Source organism: Rhodococcus sp. 05-2254-5, assembly GCF_002258575.1.
Lineage (GTDB): Bacteria > Actinomycetota > Actinomycetes > Mycobacteriales > Mycobacteriaceae > Rhodococcoides > Rhodococcoides fascians.
This window is the reverse complement of sequence record NZ_NOZG01000020.1, coordinates 88,686-109,723: the sequence shown is the minus strand read 5'-3', so window position 1 is coordinate 109,723 and position 21,038 is coordinate 88,686. Positions and strand designations below refer to the sequence as shown.

Genomic DNA, 21,038 nt, shown 5'->3' with positions numbered 1-21,038 from the left:
CATTCGTAGAAGAGGACGGCCCCTATGACTTCCACCCTCGAAAGACCAGCTCCGGTAGGGAAATTGGTCGATCAGTTCGAGCTCGGTCTCGATGCTCCGATTTGTTTGACGTGGGAGTTGACCTACGCCTGCAATCTGTCGTGTGTGCATTGTCTGTCGTCGTCGGGTCGTCGTGACCCTCGCGAACTAAGTACCGAGCAGTGCAAGTCGATCATCGACGAGTTGCAGAAGATGCAGGTGTTCTACGTCAACATCGGTGGCGGTGAGCCGACGGTCCGGTCGGACTTCTGGGAACTCGTCGACTATGCGACGGCGCATCAGGTGGGGGTGAAGTTCTCCACCAACGGAGTCAAGATCGACAGACAAGTCGCCGCGCGTCTCGCGGCGTCGGATTACGTCGATGTGCAGATTTCCATCGACGGGGCGACGGCGGAGGTCAACGACGCGGTGCGTGGTCCGGGGTCGTTCGACATGGCGTGCCGGGCGTTGGAGAATCTGAAGGAGGCCGGGTTCCGGGATGCGAAGATCTCCGTCGTCGTCACCCGGCACAACGTGAGCCAGCTCGACGACTTCAAGGCTCTGGCCGACAAATACGCTGCGACACTGCGTATCACGCGGTTGCGGCCGTCGGGTCGCGGTGCGGATGTCTGGGACGATCTGCATCCCACGGCGGGTCAGCAGCGCGAGCTGTACAACTGGCTCGTTGCGAACGGTGAGGGTGTGCTGACGGGCGATTCGTTCTTCCACCTCTCGGCGTTCGGTGACGCTCTGCCGGGGTTGAACCTGTGTGGTGCGGGGCGGGTGGTGTGTTTGATCGACCCGATCGGCGACGTGTATGCGTGCCCGTTCGCCATTCACGAGAACTTCCTCGCCGGCAATATCGTCCGTGACGCCAAGGACGGTATGGGCGGTTTCCAATCGGTCTGGCAGACCTCGGAGTTGTTCCAGGAGTTGCGCTCACCGCAGACCTCGGGTGCGTGCACCAAGTGTGCCCATTTCGATGCGTGTCGGGGTGGGTGCATGGCGGCGAAGTTCTTCACGGGTCTGCCGATGGATGGCCCGGATCCAGAGTGCGTGATCGGTAACGGTGAGATGGCGTTGGCGGCTGCGGGGGAGATCCCGAAGTCGAGTGTCGATCATTCGCGCACCGGTCAGCGAAAGACTCCCCGTAAGTCGGTGCCGTTGACGTTGATGATGCGTCCACCGGCGAAGATCTGCGACGAAAATCCGCTCGCAGGAATGGAATAGGAACACAAAGCTATGGCGAAGAGTGCGTGGTTCGAGACCGTTGCCGAGGCGCAGCGGCGGGCGAAGAAGCGTCTACCGAAGTCGGTGTATGCCGCGCTGGTAGCCGGCTCCGAACGCGGTATCACCATCGACGACAACATGTCGGCGTTCGGTGAGCTCGGGTTCGCCCCGCATGTGGCGGGGTTGTCGGACAAGCGGGACTTGTCGACGACGGTGATGGGGCAGCCGCTGTCGTTTCCGGTGATGATTTCCCCGACGGGTGTGCAGGCCGTGCACCCCGACGGTGAGGTTGCGGTGGCGAGAGCTGCTGCGGCGCGGGGTATTCCGATCGGATTGTCCTCGTTCGCGAGCAAGTCCGTGGAGGAGGTCGCGGCGGCGAATCCGCAGACGTTCTTCCAGATGTACTGGGTGGGTTCGCGCGAGGTGTTGTTGCAGCGGATGGAGCGGGCCCGCGCAGCCGGTGCGGTCGGGTTGATCATGACGCTGGACTGGTCGTTCTCGAACGGCCGCGACTGGGGTAGCCCGTCGATTCCGGAGAAGATGGATCTCAAGGCGATGGTGCAATTCGCTCCGGAGGGCATCATGCGTCCGAAGTGGTTGTGGGAGTTCGCGAAGACCGGGAAGATCCCGGATCTGACGACCCCGAACCTGACCCCACCGACCGGTGGTCCGGCTCCGACATTCTTCGGTGCGTATGGGGAATGGATGGGGACACCACTCCCGACGTGGGAGGACGTGGCGTGGTTGCGGGAGCAGTGGGGTGGGCCGTTCATGCTCAAGGGTGTGATGCGGGTCGATGATGCGAAGCGGGCCGTCGACGCCGGGTGTACGGCGATCTCGGTGTCCAATCACGGTGGCAACAATCTCGACGGCACGCCGGCTCCGATTCGGGCGTTGCCGGCGATCGCGGAGGCGGTCGGTGATCAGGTCGAGATCACCCTCGACGGCGGTATTCGGCGGGGTAGTGATGTGGTGAAGGCCTTGGCGTTGGGTGCTCGGGCGGTGCTGATCGGTCGGGCGTACCTGTGGGGTCTGTCGGCCGGCGGTCAGGCCGGGGTGGAGAACGTGCTCGACATTCTGCGCGGCGGAGTCGATTCCGCGGTGTTGGGGCTCGGGCATTCGTCCATCCACGATCTGACCCCGTCGGACGTCGTGATGCCGCTGGGATTCGACCGAAAGCTCGGCGCTGAGTAACGCCCGGTGGTGAATCGATCGTGGTTCGAATCCGTTGCCGAGGCGCAACGGCGAGCACAGAAGCGTCTGCCCGAGTCCGTCTACAAGGCATTGTGGGCGGGCTCGGAGCGCGGAATCACGCTGGCCGACAACACGGCCGCGTTCGGTGAACTCGGGTTCGCCCCGCACGTGGCGGGGCTGTCGGACATACGTGATCTGTCGACGACGCTGATGGGTCAACCGCTGTCGTTTCCGGTGATGATCTCCCCGACGGGTGTGCAGGCTGTGCACCCCGACGGTGAGGTGGCTGTGGCGAGGGCGGCAGCATCGCGGGGTGTGTCGATGGGGTTGTCGTTGTTCGCGAGCAAGCCGATCGAGGACGTCGTGGCGGCGAATCCGCAGACGTTCTTTCAGGTGCATTGGGTGGGTTCGCGGGAGTTGTTGGCGCACATGCTCGATCGTGCCCGCGCTGCGGGTGCGGTCGGGTTGATCGTGACGATGGATTGGTCGTTCTCGGAGGGCCGCGATTGGGGGAGTCCGGTGATACCGGAACGCCTCGATGTGGGGGCGATGCTGCGGCTGGCACCGGAAGTGTTGGCGCGGCCGCGGTGGTTGGCGCGGTGGGCGCGGTCGGGGACATTTCCGGATTTGACGGCACCGAACCTTGCTGCGCCCGGAAAATCGGCGCCGACGTTCTTCGCCGCGTACCGGGAGTGGATGTCCACCCCGCTGCCGTCCTGGGAGGACATCGCGTGGCTACGCGCGCAGTGGGACGGTCCGTTCATGCTCAAAGGTGTGTCCCGGGTCGACGACGCGCTCCGGGCCGTCGACGCAGGTGTCACCGCGATCTCGGTGTCCAATCACGGGGGCAACAATCTCGACGGTTCGCCGGCGTCGATTCGGATGCTGCCGGCGATTGCCGACGCGGTGGGAAATCAGGTGGAGGTCACCCTCGACGGCGGGATCCGGCGGGGCAGCGACGTCGCGAAAGCACTCGCCCTCGGCGCGCGGGCGGTGTTGATCGGGCGGGCGTATCTGTGGGGTCTCGCCGCGAACGGTCAGGCCGGGGTGGAGAACGTGCTCGACATCCTGCGCGGTGGCTTGGATTCGGCGGTCCTCGGTCTTGGACACTCGTCGGTGCACACCCTCGAACCGACCGACGTCGTTGCACCGCATGACTTCACCCGAGCGAATCAGCTCCCCGGTTCGGAATATCCGACGCCGATCGGAGTCCGGGATGCAGAACCCAGGAGCTGATGTGTGCCGCTGACTGGCGGCACTGGATCAAGACCTGCTGAATCCGTCGAGCATGCCGGTGTACAGCTTGGGCGGCGGAGTCGCGAACTCCCCACGCTTACCGGTCCCGAGTCCCAGGGTGACGAGGGATTGCACGAACAACGTTCCCGCTGCGACCCCGTCGACGACGGGCACTCCGATTTCGGACGAGATGTGTCGGCAGAGATCGGCCATACCCGCGCAGCCGAGGACCACGGCATCGCTACCGTCCGTCTCTACCGCGATGCGGCAGGCCTCGGTGACGATCTTGCGAGCGTCGGGGTCGGTTTCGAGATCGAGGACGGGCAGGTCGCACGCATGGATGCCGAAGCACTGCCGTCCGAAGCCGTAATGGTCGGCCAAATCCTGTGCCCGTCCGATCGTGCGTGCGAGCGTGGTGACGACGCTGAAACCGCGGCCGAGGAAACTCGCGGCATGCATGGCCGCTTCCGCGATCCCGATGACGGGCCCCGATGCGAGCTCGCGGGCCGCGTCGATGCCGGGGTCGCCGAAACAGGCGATGACGTAGCCGTCGACCCCGGTGGCCTCGCCGCGGGCGATCTCGGCGAGAATGCCTGGGACACTGAGTGCTTCGTCGACGTGGCTTTCGATCGACACCGGCCCCATGGATGGGCTGACCGCATCGACGACCGTGCCCGGGCCGACTACGGCCCGGGCACAGTCACCGATCGTTGCGGTCATCGAACTCGTGGTGTTCGGATTGATGACCTTGATGAGCACGTGCGAGATCCTATGCTTTCACTGGAGTGTCGAAGTTGGTGACGGCCAGCTTGGTCCGCGTTGCGAGGTAGAAGTACATCGCGAATCCGATGCCGCATCCGATGAACCAGCTGTACTTGGACGCCGTCGACATTCCGGCGATCTGCATGCCGTCGATGGCTCCGTTGAACAGCACGGTGAACATGGCCACCAGCGCGCCGACGATGGTGGAGTACACCGCAGCCGGGTTGTATCCCTTGGAGTACCAGTACAGACCCGTCGTCGACATCGAGAACAGCTCGTCGACGACGACCTTCTGCTTGCGGACGAGGTAGTAGTCGGCGATCAGAATGCCGAACAGTGGTCCGATGAATGCGCCCAGAGTTTCGAGGGTCAGGTGGATGACGTCGGGGTTGTTGTACAGGTTCCACGGGGTGATCAGCACCGAGCCGATGGCGGCGATCATTCCGCCTGCGCGCCAGCTGATGCGCTGCGGGCTGACGTTGGAGAAGTCGAACGCAGGGGAGATGAAGTTCGCGACGATGTTGATGCCGATGGTGGCGATCGTGAACGTCAGTGCACCGAGAACGATGGCGAACGTGCTGTCTATTCGAGCGACGGTCTCGACCGGGTCGGTGATCAGCTCACCGAACACCGGAAGCGTCAACGACGCCGTGACGACCACCAGGATGGAGAAGACCAGGAAGTTGACCGGGAGACCGAGGAAGTTGCCCTTCTTCACCGCGGAGTAGGACTTGCCGTAGCGGGAGAAGTCGCCGAAGTTGAGCATGGGGCCGGAGAAGTACGAGACCACGAGGGCGATAGCACCGAGCATCACCGGAATCGAGCTCAGGCCCGTGTGCTCGACCTCTTGTAGGTTGAGATCGATTGCGCCCCAGCCTGCTTTCCAGATCAGGTAGCCACACAGCATGAACATCACGACGTAGACGGCGGGCCCGCAGAAGTCGATGAACTTGCGGATCGATTCCATGCCGCGCCAGAAGACCGCTGCTTGAACGACCCAGAGGAACAGGAAGCTGGCCCAACCGAGCAGGGAGAGACCGGCGAAGCCGTAGTCGGCGGTGACGGCGTACGGGGCCAGTGACGGGAACAGCTTGATCAACACGATGTCGAGGGCTGCCGATGCCAGGAACGTCTGGATGCCGTACCAGGCCACGGCGATCAGACCGCGAATGATGGCGGGGATGTTGGCACCGAGGACGCCGAACACGCTGCGGCAGATGACCGGGTAGGGCACCCCGGAGACCTGGCTCGGCTTGGCGACGAGGTTGCAGAAGAAGTACACGATGGTGATGCCGACGAGCAGCGCGATCAGCACCTGCCAGCTCGCCAACCCGAGTGCGAAGAGGCTGCCGGCCGTGACGTAGCCACCCACCGAGTGCACGTCGGACATCCAGAAAGCGAACAGGTTGTAGGACGTCCAGGTCTGCTTCTTCAGCGGAGCGAGGTCTTCGTTGGTCAGCCGTGGGTCGTAACTGTCCTTGATCAGGCCTCCACCGACGGGGTGGCCCGCGGCTTCCACGAGATCTCCCGTTTGGGCGGGACCGTGCGCTGTATCTGTCATCGATGCTCCTGACGGCCGGGCAATGAATGGAACGAGTGAATGGGGAAAAGCTAGCGGCGAAGTATTGCGCCCTCGTGACGTGAGCGATATATCTTCAGCCCGGCGTTTCCGTGGGTGGATCGGCAAACAATCCGTGATCGTTCGACAATGTCGAAATGACCGAATTGAGACGCGTGTGATGGTGCTGGGCAGCGCGCAACAGTGCGTCGGAGTCGCGATCGAGGAAGGCGGCGATCATGTCGGCGTGGTCGTCGTGCAGTGACACCCGATCGGATCCGGCGACATGCACCATCGGTTGCACGGGTTCGGTGATGTTCCAGGCGGATTCGAGCATGTGCAGGAGTCGGTGCATCCGCGACGGCCGGGTCAGCGACAGGTGGAATTCGCGAGAGAGGCGGTGGTACTCGCGTGAGTCGTCCTCGGTCAACGAGGCCTCGAGCTGCCGGTTGATCTCGATCAGGTGCGCGCGATCGGCATCGGTGGCCTGTTCTACCGCGATCGGGAGTGCAGCAGTTTCGAGAACCTCACGCACGATGTACATTTCGCGCAGTTCTGCCGCTGTCAGCTGCGCCACCCGGTAGCCGAGATTTGGTCGATGGTCGACCAATCCCTCGCCGATCAGAGTCTTCAGGGATTCACGTACCGGAATGCGGCTCACGCCGAACAATTCCGCGACCTCGTCTATCGGAATGGGTGTATTCGGAGGAGCGTCACCGGCCAGGATGACGCGTCGGAGCTCGTCCAGAATTGTCGGCTGCGGGCCACCCGGTGCCGATATGGACAATTGCGAGAGCAATATCGACCGACGGCGGGGTGGCACGAATCGAAGATTATCGGCCGTGTGTTTCGTCCGCGTGACGGCTCGGTTCCGTCCGATAGCATCTGCACTCATGGCCACTGACACGCTCGGTACCCAGTACTGGCCGGACATCGTCGGACCGAAGCTTCTCGTGGTTCCGGTCGGCTCGCTCGAGCAACACGGGCCGCACCTACCTCTCGATACCGATACCCGCATCGCCGACGCCGTCGCGCGAACGGTTCCGAACGCTCTCGTGGCACCCGCGGTGGCGTACGGTTCCAGCGGCGAGCACGAGGGCTTCGGCGGCACCGTGTCCATCGGGTCCGCCGCGCTCGAGGCGCTGTTGGTGGAATACGGGCGCTCCGCGTGCCGGTGGGCAGAGAGGATCGTCTTCGTCAACGGCCACGGCGGCAACGGTCCCACCCTGCGCTCGGCGGTGACGCTGTTGCGTTACGAGGGGCGCGACGTCGTATGGTTCCCGTGCTCGGTGCCGGGAGCGGATGCGCATGCCGGACGCACCGAAACATCGCTGCTGCTGCATCTTTCGGCCGACGTGGTCGACATGACGAAAGCGGCACCGGGAAACACCACCGAGATCGCGGCTCTACTGCCCGAGCTGCGCGCCGGCGGCCTGGCGCCCGTCACGGCCAACGGTGTGCTCGGCGATCCCCTCGGGGCCACCGCCGAGGAGGGACGGCTCATTTTCGACCAACTGCGGGAACGCGTGCTGGGTGCGGTGCAGAGATGGAGTCCGTCCCCGCACGGCGTCATCGTGTGAGCGATCGCGGTGCAGAACCGGCGGAAAGCCTGTTCGAGGCCTCGAACAGAAACGGGGAGCAGGTATGTTCCGACCGATTTACCGGGTGGCCGACACACCGACCGTTTGTCCGCTTACGATGCCCTGATGGGTGAAGGTCGGTTGCCTGACGGCTTCGGGGTGCGAGTGGATCCACGCGTACGCACATTCTCCGAGGGACGCGTTCTGATCGGTGGTTCACCGATGCGGATGCTCACGTTGGCACCGACGGCCGCGGCAATGATCGGTGACGGTTTCATCGAGGTGACCGATTCGCAGTCCGCCCTCGTGGCGCGCAAATTGCTCGACTCGGGGGTGGGCAACCCGCGGCCCATGTCCATCCCGTCGCCCAGTGATGTCACCGTCGTGGTGCCGCTGAAGAACAACGAGGCCGGGCTCGCGCGGCTGATCACGGCGATGCACGGCATGCACGTGATCATCGTCGACGACGGATCCGACGTCCCGGTGGCGGTTCCTGCCGTGTCGTGGAGCGTGGGCAGCGTGACGGTGCTGCGGCACGAGACCTCACGCGGGCCGGCGGCCGCACGTAATACTGGACTACGTTGCGCTACAACGGATTTCGTTGCTTTTCTGGACTCGGACGTGGTGCCGCGCAAGGGCTGGCTCGAGGTGATGCTCGGGCACTTCTCGGATCCGGCGGTGGGCCTGGTGGCACCCCGAATCGTCGCGCTGGAGCCCGAGGGCAGCGCACTGGCCCGCTACGAGCACGCCCGCTCCTCGCTCGACCTCGGACGCAAGGAAGCGGCGGTGCGCGCAGGGAGCGCGGTGTCCTACGTACCCAGTGCCGCCATGTTGCTTCGCCGGTCTGCCGCGGTGGAATGCCACGGGTTCGACGAGTCGATGCACGTGGCCGAGGACGTCGATCTGTGCTGGCGTCTGCAGGAGGCGGGCTGGCGACTGCGCTACGAGCCCGTCGCCCACGTGGCGCACGAGCACCGCGTCGCCTTCGTCGAATGGTTCGCCCGCAAACTGTTCTACGGCACCGGTGCCACGCCGTTGTCCGCGCGTCATCCGGGCATGGTGCCACCGATCGCGATGTCGCCGTGGACGTTGGTGACGTGTCTGCTCGCCGCCAGTCTGACGCGTATCGGATTGCTCGGCGCTCTGGCCAGTTTCGGGGTCACGGTCGTCCGGCTGCGCAAGATGTTCGTCGGTCTCGATCAGCCCACCCGCATCGCGGCCGTTCTCGCTGCCGAGGGTTTCGTGGCGGGGTTGTGGCAACTTGCCTCGGCGCTGTGTCGACATTATTGGCCGATCACGTTGCTCGCGGTGTTGTTGTCCAGCCGTATTCGGAAGATCGCGCTCGGTATGGCTGTGGCAGAAGCGTGTTCGGATTGGTACAAGCATCGTGAACTGGGCGGGCTCGATCCGGTTCGATACATCTTCTTCAAACGCGCCGACGACATCGCGTACGGAACCGGGCTGTGGAGCGGCGCGCTGTCGGCTCGTTCCATCGAGGCGTTGAAGCCCCGTCTGGACGGCTGACCCGTGCGCCTGGAAGGCCGGGCCGACGACGAGGGAAGTGCACTCGACGCCGACGTCATCGTCGTCGGAGGCGGGTCGTGCGGCTGTGTCGTCGCGGCGCGACTGAGCGAGAATCCCGACCGCTCAGTTTTGCTGCTCGAAGCCGGGCCGGCATCTGCGGGGGTCGGCGACATTCCGCTCAGCCTGGGCGACTCGACGACGCTCCCCATCGGTCCGGACAGCCGGTGGGTGAGCCGCTACACCGCCGAACTCACCCGCGACGTCACGCGCACGGTGACCCGAGGTCGAGTGCTCGGCGGATCGGGCGCCGTCAACGGTGGCTACTTCGTTCGGGCGATCCCCGCCGATTTCGATGCGTGGCCACAGTCGAACTGGTCGTTCGATCAGGTGCTGCCGTTCTTTCGTCGTTCCGAAAGCGATCACGACCTCGATGCCGCCGGCGGTACCGGCATCGCGCGTCGCTGGCACGGAACGGACGGGCCGATGCCGATCACTCGACCGCCCGCGCGGGCCTGGCATCGGCTGACCGCCGCGTTCGTGGACTCGGCGACGGACGCCGGGATCGACTACCGCGAGGACCTGAATGCTCCCGATGCGGGGGCGGGCGGTGTCGGTGCTGTTCCCTCGAACGTTCTGGGCGGGACACGGGTGAGCGCGGCCAGGGCCTACCTCCTGCCGAATGCCGACCGGACCAACCTTCGTATCCAGGGCGATACGACAGTCGTGTCGTTGAAGTTCAACGGCAGCAAGGTGATCGGAGTGGAGACAGTCGTCGGCGGAGTGCGCAGAATCGTCCGAGCCGATACCGTGATCGTGTCGGCCGGGTCCGTGCACACGCCCGCGCTGCTGATGCGATCGGGCATCGGTGATCCCGAAAACCTTGTTCCGCTGGGTATCTCGATGGTGGTCGACAGTCCGGGCGTGGGTCGCGGATTCTCCGACCACCCCGAGGTCGCCGTTCCCCTCGTTCCGAAACATTCCCCCGAACATTCCCCGGACGATCGGTTGTCGTCTCCGCTCGAGGCGGTGCTGCACGCGGGCGACGTGGAAATCCGGCCGTACACGAGGCGGTTCGACGAATTGATACCCGGTCTGGACGTGGGGCCGCACTCGTTCGGCGTCGGTCTGATGCGGTCGACCGCGCGAGGACGCATCGCGTTGCGCACGGCGGACGCGTTCACACCTCCCACGGTGAACTACCACTACCTCGAATCGGAACGGGACCGTCGGGCGATGCGAGACGGGGTCGAACTCGCCGTCGACCTGCTCCGATCCCCGGCCATGGCGTCGGTCGTGGACGTTCCCGCCATCGCAGATCCGCTCGCGCCACTCGGTACGTCGCTGCACCTGTCCGGAAGCGCTCGAATGGGGCCCGAATCTGATCCGGGGTCGGTTCTGGACGACCATTGTCGGGTGCGTGGGATCGACGGCGTGTACGTCGTCGACACCTCGGCGTTCCCGGTAGTGCCCAGTAGAGGGCCCCACGCAACGGCCGTCATGTTCGCCGAACGGGCCGCGGCGCTGATCGATCGGCACGATCGCGGCGCGTAAGGCGTAGCGTTCGTGGTCTGGGGACCGTTCAGGTTCCCCAACAGATGGGTTTCTGCCATGTCGGACAAATCGCCCCGCAACACGATGACCAAGAAATCCGGCAAATCACTCAAGGACAAGCGCGCCGACAAGCGAGCGAAGTCGAGTGGCGACACCAGCAACGACATAATCACTTCCGCCGTCAAGAAGAAGTAGCCGGTCGTCGTCGACGGGACCGGCCCCGGTCGCACCCGTCGACAGCGGCTGTATCCTTGCCTGTGAGCTGGGTTACAACGATGTGGACAGGTCACGGAGGAAGCGTCGAATGGCAAGCCGATCGGACAGTGGCGGCAACCCCTGGGTCGCAGTGCGTCCCGGTGAGGATGTCACTGTGCTGGCGCGCCAAATGTCCAGTGCCCATCAATCTTTCGTCGACGACATTCGTACTCACGGCTCGGCGGTGCGGTCCGTCGTACTCGACTCGTGGATGCGAAGTCGAACCAAGGGTGTCGACCCGGACGGCGGTAGTCAGGCACCGGCACTGAGCGGACCGGACCTCGACCGCTATCGCAACGGGCATCCGATGGCACTCATCCGCCCGGTGATCCGCAAACTGCTCGTCGAGGACGCCTCCGACACCGGTCTGCTCGTTGCGATCTCCGACGCGGAGGGCCGCCTGCTGTGGGTCGAGGGCGATTCCTCGGCCAAGGACCGTGCGCTGACGATGGATTTCGCCGAGGGCGTCGATTGGAGCGAGGAGAGCAAGGGGACCAACGCTCCGGGAACGGCACTCGCCGTCGATCACAGCGTGCAGATCTTCGCGTCCGAGCACTTCTCGCGATCGGTCCACGAATGGAGTTGCTCGGCAGCGCCGGTGCATCACCCCACCAGCGGCCACATCCTGGGAGCCATCGACATCACCGGCGGGCCGCGGGTGGCCGTACCCGAGGTGCTCTCGCTGGTGCGGGCCACCGTCGCAGCCGCCGAGTCCGAGTTACGCCTGCACCTGTTGAACTCGCCGAAATCGTTGGGCGACACGGCTCCTCGTCTCGAAGTTCTCGGATCCGGCCGGCCCGGAGTGGTGCGCGGCTCGGGCCGAACACCTCTGTCGCAGCGGCATGCCGAGATCCTCCTGTTGCTCGGCGATCATCCGGAGGGGCTCAGTTCGGACCATCTCGCCGTCCTGCTCGACGAGCAGGAACTCGACTCGGTGACCATCCGCGCAGAGATGTCGCGGCTGCGTAAGTCTTTCGGCACCGCCGGCCTCGCGTCCCGGCCGTACCGATTGGTCGGCGAATTGTCCTCCGATGTCGGCGACATCCGACGAGCCCTGGACCGCGGCGACGTCGAGGCGGCTCTGCGGATCTACACCGGACCGGTGTTGCCCGGCTCGTCCGCACCCGGCATCGAGGAGATTCGCGAAGAATTGCGGTCTCGTATGCAGGCTGCACTGTTGCGGCTGGGGGATCCGGTGTTGCTCGCCCAGTGGACCTCCTCCATTCACGGTCGATCCGACGTGATCGCATGGGAGGCCTATCGCGCCACGCTGAGCCGCGATTCCGCACTCTACGGCCAGGTCAGCGCACGTATCGACCTGCTCGACCGCGATCTCGGAGTCTGACGCACCCGTCGCGGCGGTGCCGTCGGAGTGACGGCAACGTAGTTGCAACGTTGCACCCCCTAGTGTCCTGAATCACACACCGCATCAGCAGTGCAGCACGTGTCGATCAGGAGGATTTTCAATGTCCGTCTATGCCCGTCCAGGTACCGCCGATTCCGTCATGTCGTTCCAGTCGCGCTACGACAACTGGATCGGCGGCGAATGGGTGCCACCGGTCAAGGGCCAGTACTTCGAGAACCCGACTCCGGTCACCGGTGAGAACTTCTGCGAGGTCGCCCGTTCCACGTCCGAGGACATCGAACTCGCCCTCGATGCCGCGCACGCCGCCGCTCCCGCCTGGGGCAAGACGTCCGCGGCCGAACGCGCCGTGATCCTCAACAAGATCGCCGACCGCATCGCCGAGAACCTCGAGTCGATCGCTCTGGCCGAGTCCTGGGACAACGGCAAGCCGATCCGCGAGACCCTCAACGCCGACATCCCCCTCGCGGTGGATCACTTCCGGTACTTCGCCGGCTGCATCCGTGCGCAGGAAGGCTCACTGTCCGAGATCGACAGCGACACCGTCGCTTACCACTTCCACGAGCCGCTGGGCGTCGTCGGACAGATCATTCCGTGGAACTTCCCCATTCTCATGGCCGTCTGGAAGCTCGCGCCCGCGCTCGCTGCCGGTAACGCCGTGGTGCTCAAGCCCGCCGAGCAGACTCCCGCCTCGATCCTGCACCTGATCTCGATCATCGGCGACCTCCTGCCCCCGGGCGTGATCAACATCGTCAACGGATTCGGTGTGGAGGCAGGAAAGCCGCTGGCGTCGAGCCCGCGCATCGCCAAGATCGCCTTCACCGGCGAGACCACCACCGGCCGCCTGATCATGCAGTACGCGTCGCAGAACCTGATCCCGGTCACGCTCGAACTCGGTGGCAAGAGCCCCAACGTCTTTTTCTCCGACGTGCTCCAGGCCAACGACGACTACCAGGACAAGGCCCTCGAAGGCTTCACGATGTTCGCCCTGAACCAGGGCGAGGTGTGCACCTGCCCGTCGCGTTCGTTGATCCAGGCTGACATCTTCGACGAGTTCCTCGCACTGGCCGCGATCCGCACGAAGGCTGTGCGGCAGGGTGATCCGCTCGACACCGAGACCATGATCGGTGCCCAGGCGTCCAACGATCAGCTCGAGAAGATCCTCTCGTACATCGAGATCGGCAAGGGCGAGGGCGCACAGGTCGTCACCGGCGGCGAACGCGCACAGCTCGGCGGCGACCTCAACGGTGGTTACTACGTGCAGCCGACGATCTTCACGGGCAAGAACGACATGCGCATCTTCCAGGAAGAGATCTTCGGACCGGTCGTGTCGGTGACGTCGTTCAAGGACTACGACGACGCCATCGACATCGCCAACGACACCCTCTACGGACTGGGCGCAGGCGTCTGGTCCCGCGACGGCGGCGTTGCCTACCGGGCGGGCCGCGACATCAAGGCCGGCCGAGTGTGGACCAACACCTACCACCAGTACCCCGCGCACGCCGCGTTCGGCGGCTACAAGCAGTCGGGTATCGGTCGCGAAAACCACAAGATGATGCTCGATCACTACCAGCAGACCAAGAACCTGCTCGTGAGCTACGCCCAGAAGGCGCAGGGCTTCTTCTGATGGAGAACGCTCGGCCGCCCGCGCGGCTGAAGACAACCGCCGAGGCGATGGATCTTCTCCGTCGCCTCGGCGGTATCCACGGCGAACTGATGATGCATCAGTCCGGCGGATGCTGTGACGGCTCGTCGCCGATGTGTTATCCCGCAGGCGAATTCATCGTCGGCGATCGCGACGTTCTGCTCGGGTACATCGACCTCAGGCTCGGAGTGGGCGAGATCGCCCAGGACCTCCCCGAGGGTGTCGACGGCGTACCGGTGTGGATCTCGGGTTCGCAGTTCCAAGCGTGGAAACACACCCAACTCGTACTCGACGTGGTGCCGGGCCGCGGCGGCGGATTCTCGCTCGAATCGCCCGAAGGCGTGCGGTTCCTGAGCCGTGGGCGCGCCTACACCCCGGAGGAGAACGAACTTCTCGCCGCGCATCCACCTCTCGTCGGAGTCGACTGGGAAGAGGGCCGACGACCGCCGGTACCCGACGACCCACTCGTGGTCGCCGAGGCCGTCGACGCCTGTCCTGTGCCGGGAATGCTCCAGGGCTGAGTGCCTACGGCAGTGGTGCGGCTCCGCTTCCGGGTCGTTCCGCGGGCTACACTCCCGTGTGCCCCAGGCGGCACATATCCGCACCACTGCGCGCAGCGCATACAGTGCGAACGATGAAGAGCTCATCGAAAACCGACGCGGCCGACGGCGGCGACAGCCTGCGCACCGTGGTGATCGCGTTCGTCGCCAACCTCGGTGTGGCCATCGCCAAGACGTTCGCGGCGGTGTTCACCGGGTCCGCGTCGATGGTCGCCGAGGCCGCTCACTCCTGGGCCGATACCGGTAACGAGATCTTCCTGCTCGTCGCCAATCGCCGCGGGGCGCGCGGCCCCGACGATCGGCGCCCGCTCGGGTACGGCCGGGAGACGTACTTCTGGTCGACGCTCGCGGCCATCGGCTTGTTCGTCGCCGGTGCGGCGGTCTCGGTGTGGCACGGCATCACCTCGTTGCTTGCCGGTGAGTCGAGCAGTGAGAACTACCTCGTCGCCTACGTCGTGCTCGCCATCGCGTTTCTGCTCGAGGGCGTGTCCTTCCTCCAGTCGGTACGGCAAATACGCGGCGAGGCAGCGCAATACGACAAGGACTTTCTCGATTACGCGTTGGAGACGTCGGATCCGACGCTGCGGGCAGTGTTCGCGGAGGACAGCGCGGCTCTGATCGGCATCGTGATCGCCGGTGCGGGAATCGGTTTGCACCAGCTCACCGGTTCGGCGGCGTTCGACGCCATCGGCTCGATTCTGGTGGGCGTTCTACTCGGGATCGTGGCGTTCGTGCTGATCGATCGAAACCGCCGATTCCTCACCGGCGAACCAGGATCGCGAGCATTATGGAACGCGGTAGTGCAGCGCATCGAGCTACTCCCCGAGGTGGCGTCGGTCCGGTTCGTTCGCATCGAGTTCGTCGGTCCCAAACAGATCTACGTGGTGGCGAGTGTCGATCTCGTCGGTGACTTCGCAGAGTCACGCATCGCGCACACGCTCCGGCGGCTGGAGCGTGAGCTGGAAACCAACAGAGCTGTGGTGGACGCAGTACTGACAGTCGCAGAACCGGACGAGGGAGATATCGGTGACGTGAATGCGGTTGCACATCAGCCGTAATTCGCCCGTCATTCACCGATGACACTCCGCTTACATCACGGACCTATCGTGAACCGGTTCGCGCGCCCCACACACCCGAATGGGCGTCCCCTCGCGAGGGACCTGGTACGAGAGGCTTGCAATGTCCGTGAAAGATCCACAGTCGCCTCACCCGAAATCCGGCTCCTACGAGGGCACACAGTCGCACGTCGAGGGCGGTGACTACCTGGCCAAGAGAACCTTGAAGAAGGGGACCGCCGGGTGGGTACTTCTCGCGGGCCTCGGTGTCAGCTACGTCATCTCCGGTGACTACTCGGGCTGGAACCTCGGTCTCGCCGAAGGCGGCTTCGGTGGTCTGCTCATCGCGGCGATCATCATCGCGGGCATGTACCTGGCCATGGTCCTCGGAATGGCCGAGATGTCCTCGGCACTGCCCGCGGCGGGCGGCGGCTACACCTTCGCCCGCCGTGCTCTCGGACCGTGGGGCGGGTTCGCCACCGGCACAGCCATTCTCATCGAGTACGCCATCGCTCCCGCCGCCATCGCCACGTTCATCGGCGCGTACGTGGAATCGCTCGGACTGTTCGGGATCACCGACGGGTGGTGGGTGTACCTGGTGGTCTATGCCGTGTTCATCGGAATTCACCTCTCCGGCGCAGGCGAAGCCCTCAAGATCATGTTCGTCATCACCGCGATCGCCTTGGTCGGACTCATCGTGTTCGCCATCGCTGCCCTCGGACAATTCGATGCGAGCAACCTGACCGACATCGCGCCGACCGACGCAGCCGGAGCCTCGGGATTCCTGCCGTTCGGCTACCTCGGCATCTGGGCGGCTGTGCCGTTCGCCATCTGGTTCTTCCTCGCCATCGAGGGCGTGCCGCTGGCCGCCGAGGAGGCCAAGGATCCGACCAAGAACGTCCCGCGCGGCATCATCGCCGCCATGGGCGTACTGCTCGTCACCGGTGCCGTCGTGCTGTTCCTGGTGACCGGAGCGGGCGGGGCCGACGCCGTCAAGGAATCGGGAAACCCGTTGGTGGAGGCGCTCGGTGACGGAACTGCGAGCAAGATCGTCAACTACATCGGCCTGGCCGGACTGGTCGCGTCCTTCTTCTCGATCATGTACGCGTACTCGCGTCAGCTCTTCGCGCTGTCCCGTGCCGGCTACCTGCCGAAGACGCTGTCCATCACCAACTCTCGCAAAGCCCCTACGCTCGCGCTGATCGTGCCCGGCGTCATCGGATTCCTGCTCTCGCTGACCGGTCAGGGCGGAATGTTGCTGAACATGGCCGTGTTCGGTGCGGCACTGAGCTACGTTCTGATGATGGTCAGCCACATCGTGCTTCGCCGCAACGAGCCGAACATGGAACGGCCGTACCGAACCCCCGGGGGCGTTGTGACCACCGGATTCGCGTTGATCATCGCGGCACTCGCCGTCGTCGCCACCTTCGTCGTCGATTCCACTGCGGCACTGTGGTGTCTGGCAGTGTTCGTCGCGTTCATGGCCTACTTCGGCATCTACAGCAGACATCATCTGGTCGCCAACTCGCCCGACGAGGAGTTCGCCGCACTGGCCGAGGCCGAGGCCGAACTGGAATGACGATCTACACCCAGCAGGTATCCGGGACCACTTACACGTTCGACGGTCTGGTCGACCTGATGGCCAAAGCGACACCGCTGCGATCGGGTGACGAATTGGCCGGCTGCGCGGCCGAATCCGATGCCGAACGGGCTGCCGCGCAGTGGGCGTTGTCCGAGGTCTCTCTCGATGTCTTCCTGCACGATCTGCTCGTTCCGTACGAAACCGACGAGGTCACCAGGCTCATCATCGATTCTCACGACCGCATCGCGTTCGGGGCCGTCTCACACCTCACCGTGGGAGGTCTTCGGGATTGGTTGCTGCAGGTGACCGCGGGGCCCGATGCGGCCGCGACACTACGATCGGTCGCGGCCGGATTGACACCCGAGATGGTCGCGGCGGTCAGCAAGATCATGCGGAACCAGGATCTGATCGCGGTGTCTCGGGCCGCGCAGGTGACGTCGGCGTTCCGGACGACGATCGGCCTACCGGGGACACTCACCACGCGTCTGCAACCCAACCACCCGACGGACGATCCGCGTGGCATCGCCGCGGCCACACTCGACGGGCTGCTCCTCGGGTCGGGTGACGCGGTCATCGGGATCAATCCCGCGACCGACTCACCTCAGGCCACCGCCGATCTGCTGCATTTGCTCGACGAGATTCGGCAGCGTTTCGAGATCCCGACGCAGTCGTGCGTGCTCTCGCACGTGACGACGACGATGGAATTGATCGACAAAGGCGTACCGGTCGATCTGGTGTTTCAGTCCATCGCAGGCACCGAGGGCGCCAATTCGAGCTTCGGCGTGAATATTTCGTTGCTCCGTGAGGCCAACGAGGCGGGTAGATCGCTGCACCGCGGAACCGTCGGGAACAACGTCATGTATCTCGAGACGGGCCAGGGTTCGGCGCTGTCGGCAGGCGCGCACATCGGTACAGGCGACCGGCCCGTCGATCAGCAGACCCTCGAGACGCGTGCGTACGCGGTGGCCCGTGATCTCGAGCCGCTGCTGATCAACACCGTGGTCGGATTCATCGGGCCCGAGTACCTGTACGACGGCAAGCAGATCATCAGGGCAGGCCTCGAAGACCACTTCTGCGGCAAGCTCCTCGGACTACCGATGGGAGTGGACGTCTGCTACACCAATCACGCCGAGGCCGATCAGGACGACATGGACACGCTGCTCACGCTGCTGGGTGCGGCCGGCGTCGCATTCGTCATTGCAGTGCCGGGAGCCGATGACGTCATGCTCGGCTACCAGTCCCTGAGCTTCCACGATGTGCTCTATGTGCGACAGGTCCTCGGTCTGCGGCCCGCACCGGAATTCGAGTCCTGGCTCTCGCGGCTGGGGATGGCGGACGCCGACGGCCGAGTCCTCGACGTCGATGCCGCGGGATCGCCGCTGCGGGCCTTGATGAGTGCGCGATGAGCACGCCTGCGGAACGACCCGAGGCAGGAGTGGAGCCTGCGGAACGACCGGATTTGGGAGTGGAGCCTGCGGAACGACCCGAGGCAGAGTTCTGGGGTGAGTTGCGGGCGAGTACCCAAGCTCGGATCGGTCTGGGGCGTATCGGCGATTCGTTGCCGACGACGCGGGTGCTCGAGTTTCGCTCGGCGCACGCCGCGGCCCGAGATGCGGTGCACATGCCACTCGAGGTCGACGAGTTCGTGCGTCGGGTGGAGCAGGTGGGGCTCGGTACACCGTCGGTGGTGACGTCGTTGGCGACGAGCCGGGCCGAGTATCTGCGTCGTCCGGACCTGGGTCGTCAGCCGAAGGATTTGTCGGCGATTGCACATTCGGAGGACGAGATAGGCATCGTGCTGAGCGACGGATTGTCTCCCCGGGCCCTGGCGGATCACGGCGTCGCCATGGTGGAAGCGCTGAAAACCGAACTTGCCGAGCGGTATTCGATTGCGGCACCGGTCATTGCGACCGAGGCCCGAGTGGCGCTCGGTGATCACATCGCGGCGTCGATGGGCGTGCGGACGGTACTGGTTCTCATCGGGGAGCGACCCGGCCTGTCCGTCGCGGACAGTCTCGGCATCTACTTGACGCATCTCCCCAAGCCCGGCCGTACCGACGCCGATCGCAACTGCATCTCCAACATCCACCCGCCCGAGGGGCAGGGGTACGCGCAGTCGGCCCGCATCGTGGCAGGTCTGCTGGCCGGAGCCAGGAAGCTCGGACGGTCCGGCGTCGCGCTCAAGGACACGTCGCGCGCCGAGGTGCTCGAGGCTGCGGACGTCATCACACTGGAGTAGGACCCCCATTCGGGGGTGGCCGGCCGTGACCGGCGTCACTACCGTGAGGCTCATGGACAGTTACGCCCGCGGCGATTCGGACACAGCGATACTCGACGACACGATCGGCCGAAACCTGCATCGCACCGTCGAGCGGCACGCCGAACGCGATGCCCTCGTCGATGTCGCGTCGGGCAGGCGGTGGACCTACTCGGAGTTCGCGGCGGACGTCGAGTTGTTGGCGGCGGGGCTTCTCGTGGCCGGAGTACAAGTAGGCGATCGAGTAGGGATCTGGGCACCGAACTGCCCCGAATGGACGCTGGCGCAATATGCGACGGCGGAGATCGGGGCAATTCTGGTCAACATCAATCCGGCGTACCGCTCGCACGAGCTGCAGTTCGTGCTGAGACAGGCGGGTGTCTCGGTGCTGTTGTCGGCCACCGAGTTCAAAGGGTCCGACTACACGGCCATGATCGACGACGTGCGACCGGAAGTGACAACTCTGCGCGAGGTCCTCTTCATCGGAAGCATTCAGTGGGAAGCGATGACCGATCGAGGGCACCGAGCGTTGGCGAAGACTCCGCGGATGGTCGCCGACGTGTCGAGCACACTCCGCCCGGACGACGCGATCAACATCCAATACACCTCGGGTACAACGGGTTTCCCGAAAGGTGCGACGCTCAGTCACCGCAACATACTGAACAACGGCTTCTTCGTCGGCGAGCTCTGCCATTACACCGAGAACGACAGGGTCTGCATTCCGGTGCCGTTCTACCATTGCTTCGGCATGGTGATGGGCAATCTCGCGTGCACGTCGCACGGAGCAACGATGGTCATCCCCGGTCCGGCGTTCGACCCGGTGGCGACCTTGACGGCCGTGGCCGATGAGAAGTGCACCTCGCTCTACGGCGTACCGACCATGTTCATCGCCGAGTTGGCACTGGAGAACATCGGCGCATTCGATCTGAGCAGCCTCCGTACCGGAATCATGGCCGGATCACCCTGTCCCACCGAGGTGATGAAGCAGGTCATCGAACGCATGGGAATGGCAGAGGTGTCCATCTGCTACGGCATGACCGAGACGTCGCCGGTATCGCTGCAGACTCGCAGCGACGACTCGATCGAGCAGCGAGTGTCCACTGTCGGTCGTGTGGGTCCGCATCTCGAAGTGAAGATCGTCGACCCCGTTCTCGGTGAGACACTGCCGCCAGGCGAGGCGGGTGAACTGTGCACCCGTGGCTACTCGGTGATGATCGGTTACTGGGAGCAGCCCGACAAGACCGCGGAGGCCATCGATAGCGACGGGTGGATGCACACCGGCGACATCGGAGTCATGGACGGTGACGGCTACGTCGCGATCACCGGGCGCATCAAGGACATGGTGATTCGCGGCGGCGAGAACATCTATCCCCGCGAGGTCGAGGAATTTCTCTACACCCACCCCGACATCCTCGACGCTCAGGTCATCGGTGTTCCCGACGAGAAGTACGGCGAGGAGTTGATGGCGTGGATACAGCTCAGAGACGGTGCCGCACCACTGGATTCGGACGCGGTGCGGCAGTTCTGCAACGGTCGCCTCGCGCATTACAAGATTCCGCGCTACGTGCACGTCGTCGACGAGTTCCCGATGACCGTCACCGGCAAGGTGCGCAAGGTCGAGATGCGTGAACGCTCGCTCGGATTGATCTGAACCCAGCCGTTGGGCTG

Annotated in this window: 18 protein-coding genes; 15 read left to right on the top strand and 3 right to left on the bottom strand. The window is 64.6% G+C overall.

What is annotated here, in order from left to right; all coding sequences use genetic code 11:
- Nucleotides 1–24 precede the first annotated feature (24 nt).
- Genes mftC through mftD (CH278_RS12290) form a run of 3 tightly spaced genes read left to right on the top strand, consistent with a single transcriptional unit; the run spans nt 25 to nt 3,678 of the window.
- Nucleotides 25–1,248, top strand: a complete 1,224-nt coding sequence (gene mftC / locus CH278_RS12300; RefSeq protein ID WP_094621994.1) for a mycofactocin radical SAM maturase — start codon at nt 25–27, stop codon at nt 1,246–1,248.
- Nucleotides 1,249–1,260: 12 nt separating this feature from the next.
- Nucleotides 1,261–2,442: a pre-mycofactocin synthase MftD gene (gene mftD / locus CH278_RS12295; protein ID WP_094621993.1), complete on the top strand. Its 1,182-nt coding sequence runs from the start codon at nt 1,261–1,263 to the stop codon at nt 2,440–2,442.
- Nucleotides 2,443–2,451: 9 nt separating this feature from the next.
- Nucleotides 2,452–3,678, top strand: a complete 1,227-nt coding sequence (gene mftD / locus CH278_RS12290; protein WP_373557325.1) for a pre-mycofactocin synthase MftD — start codon at nt 2,452–2,454, stop codon at nt 3,676–3,678.
- A gap of 27 nt (nt 3,679–3,705) precedes the next feature.
- On the opposite strand, the gene CH278_RS12285 is transcribed toward mftD (CH278_RS12290), so the two are convergent.
- The 3 genes from CH278_RS12285 to CH278_RS12275 form a co-directional block, all read right to left on the bottom strand.
- The gene (locus CH278_RS12285; protein WP_094621991.1) at nt 3,706–4,437 is read right to left on the bottom strand and encodes an aspartate/glutamate racemase family protein; all 732 of its coding nucleotides are present in this window, start codon (nt 4,435–4,437) and stop codon (nt 3,706–3,708) included.
- A gap of 10 nt (nt 4,438–4,447) precedes the next feature.
- On the bottom strand, nt 4,448–6,001 hold the full coding sequence (locus tag CH278_RS12280) for an NCS1 family nucleobase:cation symporter-1 (RefSeq protein ID WP_094621990.1): 1,554 nt from the start codon (nt 5,999–6,001) through the stop codon (nt 4,448–4,450).
- Nucleotides 6,002–6,095: 94 nt separating this feature from the next.
- Nucleotides 6,096–6,821, bottom strand: coding sequence for a GntR family transcriptional regulator (locus tag CH278_RS12275; RefSeq protein ID WP_032388223.1), 726 nt, complete (start codon nt 6,819–6,821; stop codon nt 6,096–6,098).
- A gap of 70 nt (nt 6,822–6,891) precedes the next feature.
- Here CH278_RS12275 and mftE point away from each other — a divergent pair, with 70 nt between their 5' ends.
- From mftE to CH278_RS12215, 12 genes are all read left to right on the top strand, one after another.
- Nucleotides 6,892–7,578: a mycofactocin biosynthesis peptidyl-dipeptidase MftE gene (gene mftE / locus CH278_RS12270; protein ID WP_094621989.1), complete on the top strand. Its 687-nt coding sequence runs from the start codon at nt 6,892–6,894 to the stop codon at nt 7,576–7,578.
- Nucleotides 7,579–7,704: 126 nt separating this feature from the next.
- On the top strand, nt 7,705–9,102 hold the full coding sequence (gene mftF, locus CH278_RS12265) for a mycofactocin biosynthesis glycosyltransferase MftF (RefSeq protein WP_027496281.1): 1,398 nt from the start codon (nt 7,705–7,707) through the stop codon (nt 9,100–9,102).
- A 3-nt stretch (nt 9,103–9,105) separates the two neighbouring features.
- Nucleotides 9,106–10,653, top strand: a complete 1,548-nt coding sequence (gene mftG / locus CH278_RS12260) for a mycofactocin dehydrogenase MftG (RefSeq protein WP_256991779.1) — start codon at nt 9,106–9,108, stop codon at nt 10,651–10,653.
- A gap of 57 nt (nt 10,654–10,710) precedes the next feature.
- Nucleotides 10,711–10,848, top strand: coding sequence for a hypothetical protein (locus CH278_RS27525; protein ID WP_167326762.1), 138 nt, complete (start codon nt 10,711–10,713; stop codon nt 10,846–10,848).
- A 109-nt stretch (nt 10,849–10,957) separates the two neighbouring features.
- Nucleotides 10,958–12,253 (top strand): transcriptional regulator, encoded by a 1,296-nt coding sequence (locus CH278_RS12250; protein ID WP_027496283.1) that lies wholly within the window; start codon nt 10,958–10,960, stop codon nt 12,251–12,253.
- Between the two features lie 121 nt (nt 12,254–12,374).
- Nucleotides 12,375–13,898: an acetaldehyde dehydrogenase ExaC gene (exaC, locus tag CH278_RS12245; protein WP_027496284.1), complete on the top strand. Its 1,524-nt coding sequence runs from the start codon at nt 12,375–12,377 to the stop codon at nt 13,896–13,898.
- On the top strand, nt 13,898–14,437 hold the full coding sequence (locus CH278_RS12240) for a DUF779 domain-containing protein (protein ID WP_027496285.1): 540 nt from the start codon (nt 13,898–13,900) through the stop codon (nt 14,435–14,437). Before exaC ends, CH278_RS12240 begins: the two co-directional genes overlap by 1 nt.
- A 113-nt stretch (nt 14,438–14,550) precedes the next feature.
- A complete protein-coding gene (locus CH278_RS12235; RefSeq protein WP_094621988.1) occupies nt 14,551–15,534 on the top strand; it encodes a cation diffusion facilitator family transporter in 984 nt (327 codons plus the stop codon).
- Between the two features lie 121 nt (nt 15,535–15,655).
- Nucleotides 15,656–17,110 (top strand): ethanolamine permease, encoded by a 1,455-nt coding sequence (eat, locus tag CH278_RS12230; protein WP_057474226.1) that lies wholly within the window; start codon nt 15,656–15,658, stop codon nt 17,108–17,110.
- Nucleotides 17,107–18,519, top strand: coding sequence for an ethanolamine ammonia-lyase subunit EutB (locus CH278_RS12225; protein ID WP_032373902.1), 1,413 nt, complete (start codon nt 17,107–17,109; stop codon nt 18,517–18,519). Before eat ends, CH278_RS12225 begins: the two co-directional genes overlap by 4 nt.
- Nucleotides 18,520–18,578: 59 nt before the next feature.
- Entirely contained in the window at nt 18,579–19,352 is a 774-nt protein-coding gene (gene eutC / locus CH278_RS12220; RefSeq protein WP_032393359.1) for an ethanolamine ammonia-lyase subunit EutC, read from the top strand.
- A gap of 52 nt (nt 19,353–19,404) precedes the next feature.
- The gene (locus CH278_RS12215; RefSeq protein ID WP_179274361.1) at nt 19,405–21,021 is read left to right on the top strand and encodes an AMP-binding protein; all 1,617 of its coding nucleotides are present in this window, start codon (nt 19,405–19,407) and stop codon (nt 21,019–21,021) included.
- Nucleotides 21,022–21,038 lie beyond the last annotated feature (17 nt).

What these genes read in the sequence shown, in the direction of transcription:
- mftF (WP_027496281.1), top strand. Translation starts at nt 7,705, where the DNA reads ATGGGTGAAGGTCGGTTGCCTGACGGCTTCGGGGTGCGAGTGGATCCA.
- CH278_RS27525 (WP_167326762.1), top strand. Translation starts at nt 10,711, where the DNA reads ATGTCGGACAAATCGCCCCGCAACACGATGACCAAGAAATCCGGCAAA.
- exaC (WP_027496284.1), top strand. Translation starts at nt 12,375, where the DNA reads ATGTCCGTCTATGCCCGTCCAGGTACCGCCGATTCCGTCATGTCGTTC.
- CH278_RS12215 (WP_179274361.1), top strand. Translation starts at nt 19,405, where the DNA reads ATGGACAGTTACGCCCGCGGCGATTCGGACACAGCGATACTCGACGAC.
- mftD (WP_094621993.1), top strand. Translation starts at nt 1,261, where the DNA reads ATGGCGAAGAGTGCGTGGTTCGAGACCGTTGCCGAGGCGCAGCGGCGG.
- CH278_RS12280 (WP_094621990.1), bottom strand. Translation starts at nt 6,001, where the DNA reads ATGACAGATACAGCGCACGGTCCCGCCCAAACGGGAGATCTCGTGGAA.
- mftE (WP_094621989.1), top strand. Translation starts at nt 6,892, where the DNA reads ATGGCCACTGACACGCTCGGTACCCAGTACTGGCCGGACATCGTCGGA.
- CH278_RS12250 (WP_027496283.1), top strand. Translation starts at nt 10,958, where the DNA reads ATGGCAAGCCGATCGGACAGTGGCGGCAACCCCTGGGTCGCAGTGCGT.
- CH278_RS12225 (WP_032373902.1), top strand. Translation starts at nt 17,107, where the DNA reads ATGACGATCTACACCCAGCAGGTATCCGGGACCACTTACACGTTCGAC.
- eat (WP_057474226.1), top strand. Translation starts at nt 15,656, where the DNA reads ATGTCCGTGAAAGATCCACAGTCGCCTCACCCGAAATCCGGCTCCTAC.
- CH278_RS12240 (WP_027496285.1), top strand. Translation starts at nt 13,898, where the DNA reads ATGGAGAACGCTCGGCCGCCCGCGCGGCTGAAGACAACCGCCGAGGCG.
- CH278_RS12235 (WP_094621988.1), top strand. Translation starts at nt 14,551, where the DNA reads ATGAAGAGCTCATCGAAAACCGACGCGGCCGACGGCGGCGACAGCCTG.
- mftC (WP_094621994.1), top strand. Translation starts at nt 25, where the DNA reads ATGACTTCCACCCTCGAAAGACCAGCTCCGGTAGGGAAATTGGTCGAT.